This window comes from Sphingobacterium allocomposti (assembly GCF_008124885.1).
In the GTDB taxonomy this organism is placed as follows: Bacteria; Bacteroidota; Bacteroidia; order Sphingobacteriales; family Sphingobacteriaceae; genus Sphingobacterium; species Sphingobacterium allocomposti.
On the sequence record NZ_VNHX01000020.1, the window covers coordinates 75,633 to 89,921 of the forward strand.

Annotated in this window: 14 protein-coding genes; 6 read left to right on the forward strand and 8 right to left on the reverse strand. The window is 39.0% G+C overall.

All coding sequences use genetic code 11. The annotated features are described in order from the left end of the window. Position 1 precedes the first annotated feature (1 nt). Both BC792_RS14015 and BC792_RS14020 read left to right on the forward strand, forming a co-directional pair. Positions 2 to 2,902 carry a restriction endonuclease gene (locus BC792_RS14015; protein ID WP_148909640.1) on the forward strand — a complete coding sequence of 967 codons (2,901 nt, stop codon included), beginning with the start codon at positions 2 to 4 and terminating at the stop codon, positions 2,900 to 2,902. A gap of 186 nt (positions 2,903 to 3,088) precedes the next feature. After that, complete coding sequence (locus BC792_RS14020) at positions 3,089 to 3,556, forward strand: hypothetical protein (protein WP_148909641.1); 468 nt, start codon at positions 3,089 to 3,091, stop codon at positions 3,554 to 3,556. Between the two features lie 160 nt (positions 3,557 to 3,716). Here BC792_RS14020 and BC792_RS14025 read toward each other — a convergent pair whose 3' ends face one another. Genes BC792_RS14025 through BC792_RS14035 form a run of 3 tightly spaced genes read right to left on the reverse strand, consistent with a single transcriptional unit; the run spans position 3,717 to position 5,099 of the window. Further along, the gene (locus BC792_RS14025) at positions 3,717 to 3,938 is read right to left on the reverse strand and encodes an ATP-binding protein (protein WP_317131718.1); all 222 of its coding nucleotides are present in this window, start codon (positions 3,936 to 3,938) and stop codon (positions 3,717 to 3,719) included. Positions 3,939 to 3,972: 34 nt separating this feature from the next. Further along, positions 3,973 to 4,824, reverse strand: coding sequence for an IS3 family transposase (locus tag BC792_RS14030; RefSeq protein WP_039053381.1), 852 nt, complete (start codon positions 4,822 to 4,824; stop codon positions 3,973 to 3,975). Beyond that, positions 4,821 to 5,099 carry a transposase gene (locus BC792_RS14035; RefSeq protein WP_039053382.1) on the reverse strand — a complete coding sequence of 93 codons (279 nt, stop codon included), beginning with the start codon at positions 5,097 to 5,099 and terminating at the stop codon, positions 4,821 to 4,823. The genes BC792_RS14030 and BC792_RS14035 overlap by 4 nt, the downstream gene beginning before the upstream one ends. 66 nt (positions 5,100 to 5,165) lie before the next feature. Between BC792_RS14035 and BC792_RS14040 the strand changes: the two genes are divergently transcribed. From BC792_RS14040 to BC792_RS14060, 4 genes are all read left to right on the forward strand, one after another. Further along, positions 5,166 to 6,080 (forward strand): oxidoreductase, encoded by a 915-nt coding sequence (locus tag BC792_RS14040; RefSeq protein ID WP_148909642.1) that lies wholly within the window; start codon positions 5,166 to 5,168, stop codon positions 6,078 to 6,080. Between the two features lie 491 nt (positions 6,081 to 6,571). Continuing rightward, the gene (locus BC792_RS14050) at positions 6,572 to 6,946 is read left to right on the forward strand and encodes a nuclear transport factor 2 family protein (protein WP_148909643.1); all 375 of its coding nucleotides are present in this window, start codon (positions 6,572 to 6,574) and stop codon (positions 6,944 to 6,946) included. A 1,013-nt stretch (positions 6,947 to 7,959) separates the two neighbouring features. Next, positions 7,960 to 8,754 (forward strand): AraC family transcriptional regulator, encoded by a 795-nt coding sequence (locus BC792_RS14055; RefSeq protein ID WP_148909644.1) that lies wholly within the window; start codon positions 7,960 to 7,962, stop codon positions 8,752 to 8,754. Between the two features lie 162 nt (positions 8,755 to 8,916). Continuing rightward, positions 8,917 to 9,324 carry a RidA family protein gene (locus BC792_RS14060; protein ID WP_148909645.1) on the forward strand — a complete coding sequence of 136 codons (408 nt, stop codon included), beginning with the start codon at positions 8,917 to 8,919 and terminating at the stop codon, positions 9,322 to 9,324. A 127-nt stretch (positions 9,325 to 9,451) separates the two neighbouring features. Here the strand turns inward: BC792_RS14060 and BC792_RS14065 are convergent, their stop codons facing one another. From BC792_RS14065 to BC792_RS14085, 5 genes are all read right to left on the reverse strand, one after another. Further along, a complete protein-coding gene (locus BC792_RS14065) occupies positions 9,452 to 10,006 on the reverse strand; it encodes a P-loop nucleotide/nucleoside kinase family protein (protein WP_148909646.1) in 555 nt (184 codons plus the stop codon). 178 nt (positions 10,007 to 10,184) lie between these two features. After that, on the reverse strand, positions 10,185 to 10,427 hold the full coding sequence (locus tag BC792_RS18805; RefSeq protein WP_148909654.1) for a DUF695 domain-containing protein: 243 nt from the start codon (positions 10,425 to 10,427) through the stop codon (positions 10,185 to 10,187). A gap of 84 nt (positions 10,428 to 10,511) precedes the next feature. Continuing rightward, the gene (locus BC792_RS14075; protein WP_148909647.1) at positions 10,512 to 11,399 is read right to left on the reverse strand and encodes a hypothetical protein; all 888 of its coding nucleotides are present in this window, start codon (positions 11,397 to 11,399) and stop codon (positions 10,512 to 10,514) included. A gap of 296 nt (positions 11,400 to 11,695) precedes the next feature. After that, entirely contained in the window at positions 11,696 to 12,361 is a 666-nt protein-coding gene (locus BC792_RS14080; protein WP_148909648.1) for a response regulator, read from the reverse strand. A gap of 12 nt (positions 12,362 to 12,373) precedes the next feature. Then, positions 12,374 to 14,062 carry a tetratricopeptide repeat-containing sensor histidine kinase gene (locus BC792_RS14085; protein ID WP_148909649.1) on the reverse strand — a complete coding sequence of 563 codons (1,689 nt, stop codon included), beginning with the start codon at positions 14,060 to 14,062 and terminating at the stop codon, positions 12,374 to 12,376. Positions 14,063 to 14,289: the final 227 nt, after the last annotated feature.

A 14,289-nucleotide genomic window follows, 5' to 3' on the forward strand; every position in this document is an offset into this window, starting at 1 on the left:
TATGAAGTTAAAGTTCGACAGCACCCAAGATTATCAAATACAAGCTGTAAACAGCTTTATTGATTTGTTTGATGGGCAACCATTAAACCAAGGCGATTATACCATAGAAATCAATGCTAAAGCCGATATAGGTCAACAGTTAAGCACCATTCAAACAGAATTAGGTATTGGCAATCATTTGGCTATTGATGAAAATACCATTTTAAAAAACCTGCACAACATTCAGGAAAGAAACGACTTAGACCCAACACCGGAAACAGAGTTCAAAAACAACAATTTCAACTTTTCAGTTGAAATGGAAACTGGTACAGGTAAAACTTACGTTTACCTGCGTACTATTTTTGAGTTAAGCCAAAAGTATGGTTTCAAAAAGTTCATCATTGTAGTGCCAAGTGTGGCCATCAGAGAAGGCACACTAAAGAACATTGAAATAACAGCAGAGCATTTCAAAGCACTATACAACAACATCGAGTTTGAGCATTTTGTGTATGATAGTAAAAAAGCAAATCGCCTTCGGCAATTTGCCACCAGCAACCAGTTGCAGATAATGATTATCAATATTGATGCTTTCAACAAAGAATCAAACATCTTCAATCAGGAACGCAACCAATTAAGCGGTTTCAGCCCAAGAGACTTTATCCATTCAGTTCGCCCCATTGTATTAATAGACGAACCCCAAAGTGTTGACAATACGCCTAAAGCACAGGAAGCCATCAAGTCGCTTAACCCCTTGTGTATTTTCCGTTTTTCTGCTACGCATAAAAACTTATACAACCTCATTTACAAGCTCGACCCTATAAAGGCGTATGAATTACGTTTGGTAAAGCAAATTGTAGTTGCCTCAGTTTTGGGTGCAAATGCTCAAAATGATGCTTACATCAAGTTAATGGAAGTAGATAACAAAAGCGGAATCAAAGCCAAAATCAAAATCCAGGTACAAGATAAAGGCAGCGTAAAAGAGAAAGATTTTTGGGTAAAGCAAAATGCAGACCTATACATCCTGAGCAATGAAAGAGAAGCATACAGAAATGGTTTTGAAGTATTAGACATCAGTTGCGAACCGGGTAATGAATTTATAGATTTTACTTCAGGTCGTTTGTATTTAGGTCAGGAAAGGGGCGGTATTACGGATGATCTGATAGAAGTACAAATCAAAAACACCATCAAAAAGCACCTCGACAAAGAACTACAACTAAAGGGCAAGGGCATAAAGGTATTGAGTTTGTTTTTCGTTGATAAGGTTGCCAACTACCGTATTTATGATGCAGAAGGCAAACCTGCCAAAGGCAAGTTTGCTGAATTGTTTGAGCACCATTACAGCGAGTTAATCAAATTACCTCAATACAAAGAGTTGGATGTATTTCCGGTGGATAAGCTACACGATGGATATTTCTCAGCAGACAAAAAGGGAGTATTCAAAGATACCAACGGAAGTACCCAAGCAGATGATGATACCTACGCAAAAATTATGCGTAATAAAGAGCAATTACTTTCAATGGACGAGCCATTGAAATTTATCTTTTCACACTCTGCTCTTCGTGAAGGTTGGGACAACCCGAATGTATTCCAGATTTGTGTTTTGAGAGAAGTAGGCAGCACCAAAGAACGCAGACAAACTTTAGGTCGTGGGCTTCGTTTGCCTGTAAATGCAGATGGTGAAAGAGTAAAAGACGATAACATCAACAAACTAACTGTAATTGCTCGTGAAAGCTATGCAGATTTTGCAGCAGGGCTGCAAAAAGAGTATGAAGATGATTGTGGCGTTACCTTTGGTAAAGTGCCAAAAATTGCATTCTCCAAACTATCAGTTTTAGTGGGTGAAGAAGAAAAACCATTGGGCAGGAAAGCCAGTGAAGATATTTGGTCAGAGTTAGTTTCAAAAGGTTTTGTTGATACCAACGGGAAAATACAGCCTGCATTCAATCCTTCTAAAGAAGGATTTTCATTAGGCTTGTCAGAGCAGTTTGTACAACAGGAAGCAGAAATAATCACAGTCTTACAATCGTATCAATTAGAACGCCACATCAAAAAAGATGAAGAACCCAAAAGGCTCAAAATCAATAAGCAAATATTTCTCGACCCTGAATTTGAAAACCTTTGGAACAAAATCAAGCACCGCACTACATATCAAGTCAACTACTCAACAGACACTTTAATTGCTAACGCAATTAAGTCCATTACAGAAATGGAAAAGATTGAAGCAGTCAAAGTATCATACAGAGAAGATATTGTAGGTATTGAAAAGAAAGGCGTAACGACAACCAACACAAAAGCCAACGAGATTAAAATTGAATATACAGGCATTCTGCCTGATATTCTTGCATATCTGCAAAAGGAAACGGAACTCACAAGGGCTACATTGGTAAAAATACTTTCAGGTTGTACACGAATTGCAGAGTTTGCCATCAACCCTCAGAAGTTTATGGATGCAGTAGCCGCCATTATCAACCGTGAATTACACAAGTTAATGATTGACGGTATCAAATACGAAAAACTAACAACAGGCCAAGTAGAATGGAGTATGCAACTTTTCAGAGAAGAAGAATTGAAAGACTACTTTGAACAATGTTTGCAGGTGCAGAAATCAGTGTACAATACAGTAATTTACGATAGTGAAGTAGAAAGACGTTTTGCCGAAGAACTGGACAAGAGAGAAGATATAAAGCTATTTGTTAAGCTACCCGGATTTTTCAAAGTAGAAACCCCAATAGGTACATACAATCCCGATTGGGCAATAGTAAAGCACAATGATGAAACCATCTATTTGGTAAGGGAAACAAAAAGCACCAAAAACTTTGAGAAGCTCCGCAATTCCGAAGCAGACAAAATCAAGTGTGGCAGAAAGCATTTTGAAGCCATTGGAGCAAACTTTGATGTGGTAACAAGTTCAGCAGAAGTATAATGAAAAGAGCATCAAGATATACACCCATACAGCGTATTGAACGAAACCTTCGGTATTCGTTCTCCTGTATGCTATGCTTGATGTTTTCACCCAACCACACCCGGATTTACCCTTGGTGGCAAATCATCTGTCTATTGGGCTTTATAGGTTTTATGGGTTATATGGTTTCAATTTCAAGTTAAGAATATGATAGCAGCAGGTATAAGATGCTCACCTCACAAGGTTTACTACACAATTATTGAATTAAAAGACGATACTTCTTTTTCGTTGGTTAATCAAGAATTAATTGTGCCAAAGTCCTTTGATGTTCCTAATAAATTAAAATATATCAGAAAGACTTTATTAGATATATTCAAAGAGTACAATGTAGTTCGTGCAGGAATACGAATAACAGAACACAATGCTCAATCTCCGGACTTATATAGAATAATGTTAGAAGCCGTAATACAAGAATTGATTGCAAGTAGTAATGTAGAGTTTTATTTCACAGGTGTAAAAGGTTCAATCGCATCAAAGTTAGGTATTGGAAATGATGGTGCAATCGGTTTATACATTGATGGCAGCCAAGAATTTAATAATATAACGGATTGGAGTTCATATTCCATAGAACACAGGGAATGTATTTTAGTAGGTTTTGCTTCATTAAATTTATAATGCTTTTTTATGCTTGATTATACACAAACATCATTACATTTTAAAATATTAAAAGACATCTGTAAATGGTAAATAAGAATGCAGCATAATTGGTAACTTGGAGTACAGCATTTTTGGCACTAACAAATACACAATCCATCCCAAAAGTATGCTATAAATTTTACTTGTCCAAGAACGTTTTTCTATTCTGCATTCTATAGCTTTCACCGGTTAGATTTATGACCTCGCAACGGTACAGTATTCTATCGAGTAGAGCTGTTGCGATTACCTCATCTTCGAGCATTTTAGCCCATTCTGTCGGCTTCTTGTTTGTCGTTACAATGATTGAGGTAGATTCGTAGATCTGGTTGATGAAATTGAAGAAAGCTATGATACTCCCTATTTGCTGGACAACTTTTTACTAAACTAAGATATAATTACGATACATTTTTAATTTCCTGATAGAATTTTTCATCGGGTGTTATTCTAGCTAATGACTTGTGCCTTCTTTCGGAGTTGTAAAATGATACATACTCTTTGATCTGCTTGTACAGATCAACACCCCCATTGGGTGGATTGAGGTATATCTTCTCTCTTTTGAGCGATCCCCAGAACCTTTCAATGTAGATGTTGTCCAGCGCCCTACCTTTGCCATCCATTGATATTTTTACCTCATTTTTCTGTAAGGCTTTCACAAAAACCTCAGATGTAAACTGAGAACCCTGATCGGTATTGAATATCTCGGGTTTACCATGCCTTTGGATCGTATCTACCAGTACATCCCTGCACCATTCAGCATTCATTGTATTGGATACGTCCCACCCCATTATCTTTCGGCTGTATACATCGATGATAGCAAACATATACATAAAGCCCTTGAACATGGGGATGTAGGTGATATCTGCCTGCCATACCTGGTTTGCACGTTCGATCTTAAGATTCCTGAGCAGGTATGGAAATTTATAGTCTGCCTTATTTGCTTTGCTCAGATTCTTTTTAGGATGTATGGTTTTTAGGTTCATGAGCTTATATAGCCTACGAATACGCTTATGCCCAACGAAATAACCCAGATCCTGCCTCAAATAGTCCGTCATGCGCTCTACGCCGTAGAAGGGACAATCCAGAAACTTGCGGTCTATGGCATTCATAACCTGCAGGTTGAACAGAGATTCTCCCTTGGGCTTAAAATAATAACTGCTACGGGGCAACTCAATAACTTTGCACTGCCCGTAAACGCTCATTTTCTTATAGGAAGGGCAAACAAGCCCGCGTTTCTCGTCAAGACTCATTTGCCCAATACTTTTTTTAAGAAATCAACCTGTATCTGTAGTTCCCCAATCTTGGAATAAAGCTCTTTCTCTTTGGTGTCATCCTTTATCGGGCTTTTCTCTGTGGTAAAAACCGATTCCGCATTATCCAAAAACTCCCGTTTCCAGGTGTTGATCTGTGTTGGGTGCAACTCGTATTTAACAGCCAGTTCTTGGATGGTCTGCTGTTCCTTGATAGCTTCTATGGCTACCTTCGCCTTAAAGCTTGCACTGAATTTCCTGCGTTCTTTTTTCATTTTCAACTGCTAATTTAAACATTTATGCAGTTGTCCAGTATTTGGGTAGTATGATATAGTATAACCATGTGGACAAAAGAGAACATACCTGACTTAACAGGGAAAACAGCCCTCGTAACCGGAGGTAATACCGGCATAGGATACGAAACCGTAATAGCACTTTACGAAAAAGGAGCAAATGTTACGCTTGCAGCAAGAGATGAAAAGAAGGCAAAAGCAGCGGTCGAAAAAATCAAGTCAGAAACCAGATCAACAGGAATTTTGGAAATCGGCATAGTGAATTTAGCAAGCCTTGCTCAGACAAAAACCTTTGCAGATGAATTTAAAAGCAAACATACACAACTTGATATCTTAATCAATAATGCCGGAGTGATGATACCCCCTGCGTCCAAAACCGACGACGGATTTGAATTGCAGTTTGGGGTAAACTTTTTAGGACATTTTGCTTTGACAGGTCATTTATTTCCGCTATTAAAAAATTCTCCCGATGCAAGAGTAGTGACACTTTCCAGCGGTGCGGCGACTTTAACGGATGGTATTGATTTTGAAAATCTAAAATTAGAAAAGCCCTACAATGAATGGCAGTCTTACGCCGTGAGTAAACTGGCCGATATTTTGTTTACTTATGAATTAGACCGAAAAATAAAGAGTGTAGGTTTGAATATACTTTCTGTAGCAGCACATCCGGGCGTCACCCGAACCGATTTACAACGCCACATTCCCGGAGAACAACTGGAAGGTATGTTTTCTGAGTTTGACGAAGTAATGCAGCCTTGGCAAGGAGCGCTACCATCGTTATTTGCTGCAACGGACGCATCCGTAAAAGGAGGCGAGTTTTTCGGACCGGATGGGGAAAAAGAATTCTCAGGGTATCCGGCTTTGTCGAAACACAGCACCCCCACTATGACTGATAAAGAGCTGGCTAAAAAATTATGGCGGTATGCGGAAGATGTGACCCTCGTGGATTTTCATTTTAAATGACAAAAACAGAGATTATGATGAAATAACTCCTCCGGAGCCGGAAGGTCTATTACAGGGTATTCAAGATTTGGAGCATTCTGCCAACTTCAATATCCATTCTTGAAAAGGCAAACCACGTTTTGTCCAGATCTTTTAACGATGCGCTATACCGCAGGAATCGTGCTTATCGTAATAAGCTTTCGAGTGTGCTCAGCTTTTTAATTCCTTCCCTTTGGCATACATATTTATAGTGGGTATGATTCTGATATGGAGGGCGCAGTAACTACAGCTTATTTGCTATACACGTCGTTGCAAAAAATGCTAGTCCCTTATTTAAGAATTATTATTTGCAAAAGAAAAGAAAAGTATTTACTTTTAGAACACAATCAAAAGATAACGACCGATCTATCGACCTATCCAACGTTTGTTTTTTAACAGCCGAATGTTAGTAAACGGGTTGGTCTCCGATGAATTGTACGCAGAAGATTAACATATTCGTAAAACCAGGGAAGATGAGAGAAGAAATTATTCAAGAGTATGTCAACGCTTACAACAACAAGGATGTAGACAAGATGATTGAGAACCTCGCGGACGACGTGTTATTTGAAAATATAAGCAATCACGAAGTCACGCTTTCTATACGAGGTAAAGACGCATTTAGAGAACAAGCCATAGCAGCACTCTCCTACTTTTCGACAAGGAAACAAACGATACTAAGGACCCAACACAAGGGAAACACCGTTGAAATCTATATCGACTATGAAGCAATAGCAGCAATCGACTTCCCTAACGGCATCAAAAAAGGAGATGAAGTAAAAATCATGGGTAGATCTATTTTCGAATTCGCACGGAGTGGCAAGATTATAAAGTTGACGGATATCAGTTGAATAGTATTGAGCCGAAAAGAATGCTCCGGCTCGACCGATGGATGAATGGTTTTAGGAGTGCCTACCGAGCTGATAAAGATCTATTTGCCCGCAGCGAACCCGCCGGCGGATGATGTAGATTACGGATAATTTTTTATTTTTAAGTGGTTGTTTCATCATAAAACAATCGTTAGCCGGGGTATGATCTTCGGGATCACTTTCGGGTACGACAATGACCGTCCCCTGGCGCGCTCAGGTTAACAAAACACGATAGGCATTCTTAAGATAGATCTTAAATTAGTGCAGAAGTTGTCCAGCAAATAGGGAATATCACAATACGGTGTTGTCCATCCTCTAGTATTAAAAGTTGACAATCACTAAAAAAAGAACAGGTTATTTAATTTAAAAAATCATTAAGATCAGGTATTCGGCACTGTACTGCGCTTTAATCTAAAATTTGCAGAGATAAATATAAGTACGTATATTTGTATTAACAGTACACGCCACGCTACCCATCAGAACAGCGTCCCAGGGCGTGTCTTTTGCGTTATAACCAGATTATAACTAATGCCAATGTATAATAAACAAGCTTTTACTATCCAGCAACAAATAGAACGTTTAAAAGAAAGAGGGTTGATTATTACCGATCAAGAAAATGCGAAGCATCATCTTTCCCACATTAGCTATTACCGAAGGCTGGTATCGAATTTGTTCCGATAATACAATCGGTTCTCCTTGAAGCTTACGCAAACCATAAGGATGCGCTGCATCTTCCCCAACGTGAGGCGATGAAGCCGCTAACTGTGGCTAACCAAATTGAGCGCTCTGTAGGGCCGATTGGCGGAAACAGAACACTTGTAGAGTTTTGCCGAAGAACGCTTCTTTCGTGACCACAGCCTATATTAAAGGGAAAGCGCTTTCAGACCGCCCGATTCCGTGAATAAGAAGACAAAAAACCGGGCGAGAATACCCCTATTTACAGTGTTTGGCTTGTTAATAAAAAATCTTATCTTGATAATTTAAAAGCATAACTAATGTATTATCAAAAAATTATTCCAATAAAGCCTTTACAGGAATATATCCGGTACTTTTGGGTATTAGAAGATTTTACCGATAATACTACGTGCAAAACATTTAAAATCATTCCCGATGGACTACCTTCGCTGATATTCCAAAACGAGCCAAATTTATTTTTTGGTAAAGATGATAAGGCGATGCCTCAACTATTCCTATATGGACAATCAACAAGATATACTGAACATAGGGTTACGGGCGAGTTTAAGGTTATGGGAGTGTATTTACAACCGACAGCGTTAAAAACCCTTTTCAATATAGACGCATTTGAATTGAATAATCAAAATGTCTCCTTGGAATATATTATTAAGGAACCTATTCTTGAAAAACTTGTTAATGCCAAATTTCTAAATGAAAAAATAGACATTATCACCCATCTCTTTCTCAACCTAATACGGAAAATCAAGCGCAATGACAGCAAAGCGGAATTTGCTTCAACGCAACTGCAGGACGGCAAAACACTGAAAGAAATACAAATAGCAATGAATATATCCGAACGCTCTTTGGAACGAATGGTAAAGCAATATGTCGGAATGTCGCCTAAGATGTTTTCAAGAATTGTCCGGTTTCAATCAAGCTTGGACGCACTACGTAAGACCGACTTTAAAAATTTCACAGAACTGGCCTATATAGCTGATTATTTCGACCAATCACATTATATTAAAGAGTTTAAGGAATTTACCGGCACTAACCCTAAACATTATTTGCGTAATACAAACGAACATTTGGCAAATTTTCCACTATGGAAGGAATAGCTATCCATCATTTTCTGACACCTGTCGGTTTTTTACAATTCTACAAAATTCGCAACGTATAATTTTGGGCTTAAATAAAAAGCATGATTTTAATATTCCGCCAATGGGGATACGCCGAATAATTAACGCATTTATTTAATTATATAGATAAACAAGACCAAAATGAGTAGAGACAATATCTTAAAAGTCGTCAGGATAAACCCTACAAATATATCCGCCCCGGTTGGAAAATACTCGCACGTAACCATCGTTCCCAGAAATTCAGATTTATATACTTTTTCTGGTCAGATCGGGGTCGATAACAACGGGAATATTCCTGAGCCTTTAAACGAGCAAGTGCATAATACGTTTGGAAATATAGCGCAGATTTTAGAAAGTCAGCGCTTAACCCCTGACGATATAATAAAAGTCAACATATGGGCTACGGAAGAAATTGATTGGGACTTCTTATATGCTGAATGGGAGAATTTATTCGGAGAGACATACCCTTCGATGACAGTGGTTTATATTAAAGGATTAGGGCTTGCAGAACTTAAAATCGAGATAGAAATTTGGGCTTCTAAACAATGATAGCCCGGTTTTTGTACCTCGCTAGAGCAGGTACTCACTCCTAGGGCACGTCAAACGAACATGCCCTTCAGTTTCTTCGCTATAAATAACTGACCCGGGTAAAGGTTTTGTTCCATTGCCAAATAACTTAATCAGTAGATTTAAGTAAAGACGATTTTTTTTCAATCACAGCTCTTATCGTTGAGATACTTTGCTCAATTGACTGCGCGGTTGTGTCAATAATATTGGATTCATAGTGACCTAGGTTGGTGAATTGCTCCCACATCTTCTCTACCAACTCAAAGTTGCTATCTTCACTTAATTTGGAACGATTGATGGCTCGTTTCAAGGTTTCTTCCTTACTTGCTCTTAAAATTAGGTAATGGACTTCATAACTATCTTGTACAGCTTTTATCCAAGGCTCCAAGAACCAAGGGCCAACAACTCCATCAACAATTACATCAAACCCACCACGAGCAAACCTCTTTGCAGCTTCCAAAAACGCTTCAATAACAATTAAGTTTTGTTCTTCTGATTCAGGTAAAAATGGAGGTATTGCCCCTTTCAGAATATAGTGGTAAAAATCGTCAGTGTGCATATGTACGGACTTTAAAAAATCCGACTCTTTAGCAACAATTGATGCGATTGTGCTTTTTCCGGTGCCTGGTGAACCCGATATTATGATAATTCTCCCTTGTCGCATGATTTCTTTAATTAAAGTGGCCTCTAAAATACTAATAAGTTAGAGTAATTACCTTTCGATATCAACTTTTTCAACCTCCTTGTTCCTCGCACCAAGTCTATCCTGATTCAGCTTTTGTTAATTCGGCCCGAATCGTTCAAATGATCGCCTATATTTGTCTTTATATATATATCGTATTCTACTCCAAATTTGTTGTCTTGTTGCTTTTTAAAAAACACTTTCGACGGTTTGCGAAAGTCTTTGCAAGCAAAATAATTATCTCCTTCGTTGTTGCTGTTTCTCTTCCAATGTATAAATAGCCTTTTTCGTCTGAAAGTTGTTGCATTTTACTTTCTTCAATCTCATTCAATCTCTGGTAATCGCTCTCATTGGGCATTCCGCTGTTGTTTCGTTCGTCATACTTGAAAGTAATTACAGCAATCCGGGGGTGTGAAGCTTTTCCGTTTGAGAATCACGTAAAGATTGTCTACACGCATGTATCTACACGCCTTCGAAGTCATAGGTTCTAGGCCGATATAATTTTACGCATCTCAAAAGTCAATTCATTGAAACTGATGCTCTCTCCTCCTTTTAATATTGTATAATCATTATTCCAAGATAAATTTCCAAAAAAGAACATACTCTCTCCATAAGAATGCTTGTGCAATTGTTTTTTTTGATCATCAATCCGAAAGTGTAAGGCAACTCGTCTTGAATACGGATTAAATACATAGGATGAGATCATCATTCTACCTTTTCTCCCAACATAATCTCCAATTATATATCCACCATCCTCAATAACATCATTAAATACTAAATCTGTATAGACATCCACTCCTTCGCTGCTTGTTAACGAAAGTACCCATCGGCCCGAAAAAATCCGTCTTGAGGAAACTGCTAATAATCGTTTATCATTGCTATATCGTAAATCTGATTCTTTTTCCTTCAACAATGTGTTTGCAGTTTCAAGCTCTGTAAGTGTTGTGCGAAGATTCATATTTTCATTTATGACTTCGCTTTCCTTACTTATTACGTCAGATAACTTTTGAATATTTGTTTCGTACTGATCTCTTAAATCCAGAAATTTTTGAGTAGATATGTATCCTTTACCTGAAAGTCGCTTGGTCGTTCTTTCATCGATGGCGTTGACGGTGGTTTGCAATGCGCTAAAAGCTAACTTCAAATAGGGATACGCAATAGCAAAACAAAGCGGCAGGATGTAGTTTTTCCAAACATCTGCATTGTCAATGATTAGTCCTTTGTAATTAACATAGCCATATAGCTCAAGCGTCTTGGCATTATACCATAGCAAACCAATCACAATCGGCCAATTCCAAAAAATCCATGAAATGACGAAAGAAAGAATGAATGCATTATTGAGTCTTATATTAATAGATTTTAATAGATCGTTCATAGATTTAAGCAAATTGTTTCGCCCTCTCGACTTTTCTGAAGTTAGTGAATAAAAAACATCTTATCAAAAATTCACTGTACAAAACATCGCTTTACGTGCTATTTTTATCATCTTCATAGATTCGAATTTATAAAATGACGTACTGTCCACCGAGGGTCGGATTGTAACAACAAGTGGCACGGAATAGCTAGATCCATGTAAACATCAGTACCGGGATGGATTTTTTAGTTCGCGGCTATTCATCCGCTGTCGAAGACTGTGCTTTGTTGGCCTTTATGGGGGCCGTAAGGCTGGAATTATATCAGTTCGGCATCCCTACAATGTGCAACCAGCTGTCCGTTGTTGTTAAAGCCAAGCGATTCCTTCATAAGGTTCAGCCGCTTTTCGATAGTGCTCAGGCTGGAGGCTTTCGCTCCCATCTGTTTGAGTATTTCAGGCATCCGGTATTGTGGAATACCCTGATACAATAAGTTGACAATCTGCAGATCAAGCTGCGAGAATTCATACGAATTTTGATCTGGAACAGCTTTTCTGTTACCGCCAGATTGATATGTCCTTCCCTGATAAACCATCTGAAGCGCTTCTTTTAGATGCTCCCGTCCTCGGCGGGCTTTCAGGACATACCCATCAATTTGCTTTGCCTTCAACATTTCATGGGCTACCGGCGTTATCTCCTGTACGGTCATAACAACAACCTTGATGTCGGGCTGCACAGACTTTACAACTTTGACGAGGGAAAGCCCATCCTTTATTTCCTGGGCAGAGCCGTCATCTTTAAAATTAATATCGGTAATCAGTAGGTCATATGGTTGTCCGTTCCGTATGGCGTTCTTGATCCAAGTGAGGGCATGATCGCAATAATAAACATAGTCGGCATCGACAACTCCCAGATCACGCAGCGTTATTTGCACTGCAAAATTCTCGGTATCGTGGTCTTCGGCAATGAGTACTTTTTTAAACATACAATAATCATCTTATATTAATGGGATATTGGCGGTAATGCTCAGCCCCTTTCCCGGTTCACTTGCAAAGATAATCTCACCGCCAAGGTTCTCTATACGGGAAACCGTATTTGTCAGGCCTTTTCCCTTCGATTTTACTTTGGGGATTCCTATACCGTTATCTTTATAAAATATTTTGAGCTGCCGGTCTGATTTTTCGAACCGTACAACAACCTGTTCGGCCTGACTATGTTTCTTCATGTTGACCATCAATTCCTGAAGCACATATTTCACCTCGTTCTTGACCCGTTTACTGATATCGGCCCATTGTTCGGCATCATTACCCGCTATGGACACACGCCGATGATCCGTCGCGAAAGATCTCAGTAAGGCGGAAATCTGTTCGTTATAAGGAACCTCAATAACGGGCAGTTGATCCACATTATGTGAGATGTCCCGCGACTGATTGTATATAACTTCCAATTTATCAAGCAGCCCTTCCCGATCCAGGTCATCTTTATATTCGACCTCGGTCATCACCCGATAAATATCGTTGGCAACAACATCATGCACTTTTTTAGAGATTTTAAGCTGTGTTTCCTTGATCTTGTGCTGTGCTTCCAGCTCGAGGCGTTGCTTGCGCCGTTTGTACCAAAGACTTCCACCTCCGGTAGCAATTAGGAGCAAAAAAATACTTGCGCCGGTAATAGCACGTTGTCGAACAAGACGGCTCTGCTTTTCGGCGTTTTCCTTTTCCAGGCGCAGATTATCGGCTTTATTTTTTTCGACCTCATAGCGGATAAGGGCAAATTGGTTTTTCGCTGCTGCACGGGCTTGCTGTATGCTGTCGGTAAGCTGATGATAAACCGCAAAATAGGCTCGCGCAGAGTCTATGGAACTTAGTCGGATGAGCCGCTTTAGGGCACTGGCTTGATCGCTCGCACTATTAATCACTTTTGCTATAGCATACTGTTTCCGGGCAAAATACAGCGAAGAGTCGGGCTTGATTTTCTCGTAATAATCAGAAAGATATGCGTAGCTGGAGTTCTGTCCCCAAAGATCGTTTTTCTGCTTCCGGATACTTAGTGCATGTGTAAGATCTTTGACAGGATTGTAACTCTTTTGATATTGCCACATAGCCGTAGCATAATTGGTCAGAATGCGAGCAAAATCAGTAGTACCTTTATTTTCTTCTTGAAGGATAGCTGAATAAATTGAAATAGCTCGAGAATAATCTTTTTTCTCCTGATAGAGCCTGCCTAAATTACTCCGGTAAGTTCTGACCAATGCGGAATCTGCTGCGAATTTAATAGCAAGATTATAGAAATCGATCGCCCGATCCTTATCGCCAAGAGCATTTGTTGCAACCCCTAGGTTATTGTAATTGGTACTTAAATAAACATAATGCTCAGGATTATCGGTATTCAGATAGTCAATCGCTTCCAGCGCCGTTTCCTGGGCTCCAAAATAGTCTCCTTGGTCCTTTTGCGTTATTGCCATGTTGATCAAACAGTTCGCGACGTTTAGGCTATCCTTATGTTCTAAAAATATATTTTTTGCATTTTCAAATACAAGAAAAGCACTGTCTGCTACACCGCGATCTAAATACGTCAAGGCTTCATTATATAAAGCATATCCTTCTTCGCTTACATTCTGAATCTTTGTTGTCTTTTCACAGCCTAAAAAGGTCAAGCAAACCAGGTATAATAAAGTTCTTTTCAAGGGTCACAATTTTAGCTTAAAAGTACAAAAAAAGAAGGCGTCTAAAAAGGGCGCCTTCTTTGTTTTATTATGGGCTTGTGATCTGTAATGGTTTTGGGAGATTAGCCTAGGCCGCCAGCGGTTGATATGGGCAATTTATCCATGACTGGTCATAAAATAAGCGGATTATTGTATTTAGGTTCGTCGTTTGGTCCGGAGAAAGTTGTTTCAGGAGTTTTTTCGACCAT

Coding starts and splice junctions, on each gene's coding strand:
- BC792_RS14015 (WP_148909640.1), top strand. CDS start 2: ATGAAGTTAAAGTTCGACAGCACCCAAGATTATCAAATACAAGCTGTA.
- BC792_RS14020 (WP_148909641.1), top strand. CDS start 3,089: ATGATAGCAGCAGGTATAAGATGCTCACCTCACAAGGTTTACTACACA.
- BC792_RS14030 (WP_039053381.1), bottom strand. CDS start 4,824: ATGAGTCTTGACGAGAAACGCGGGCTTGTTTGCCCTTCCTATAAGAAA.
- BC792_RS14035 (WP_039053382.1), bottom strand. CDS start 5,099: ATGAAAAAAGAACGCAGGAAATTCAGTGCAAGCTTTAAGGCGAAGGTA.
- BC792_RS14040 (WP_148909642.1), top strand. CDS start 5,166: ATGTGGACAAAAGAGAACATACCTGACTTAACAGGGAAAACAGCCCTC.
- BC792_RS14050 (WP_148909643.1), top strand. CDS start 6,572: ATGAGAGAAGAAATTATTCAAGAGTATGTCAACGCTTACAACAACAAG.
- BC792_RS14055 (WP_148909644.1), top strand. CDS start 7,960: ATGTATTATCAAAAAATTATTCCAATAAAGCCTTTACAGGAATATATC.
- BC792_RS14060 (WP_148909645.1), top strand. CDS start 8,917: ATGAGTAGAGACAATATCTTAAAAGTCGTCAGGATAAACCCTACAAAT.
- BC792_RS14065 (WP_148909646.1), bottom strand. CDS start 10,006: ATGCGACAAGGGAGAATTATCATAATATCGGGTTCACCAGGCACCGGA.
- BC792_RS14075 (WP_148909647.1), bottom strand. CDS start 11,399: ATGAACGATCTATTAAAATCTATTAATATAAGACTCAATAATGCATTC.
- BC792_RS14080 (WP_148909648.1), bottom strand. CDS start 12,361: ATGTTTAAAAAAGTACTCATTGCCGAAGACCACGATACCGAGAATTTT.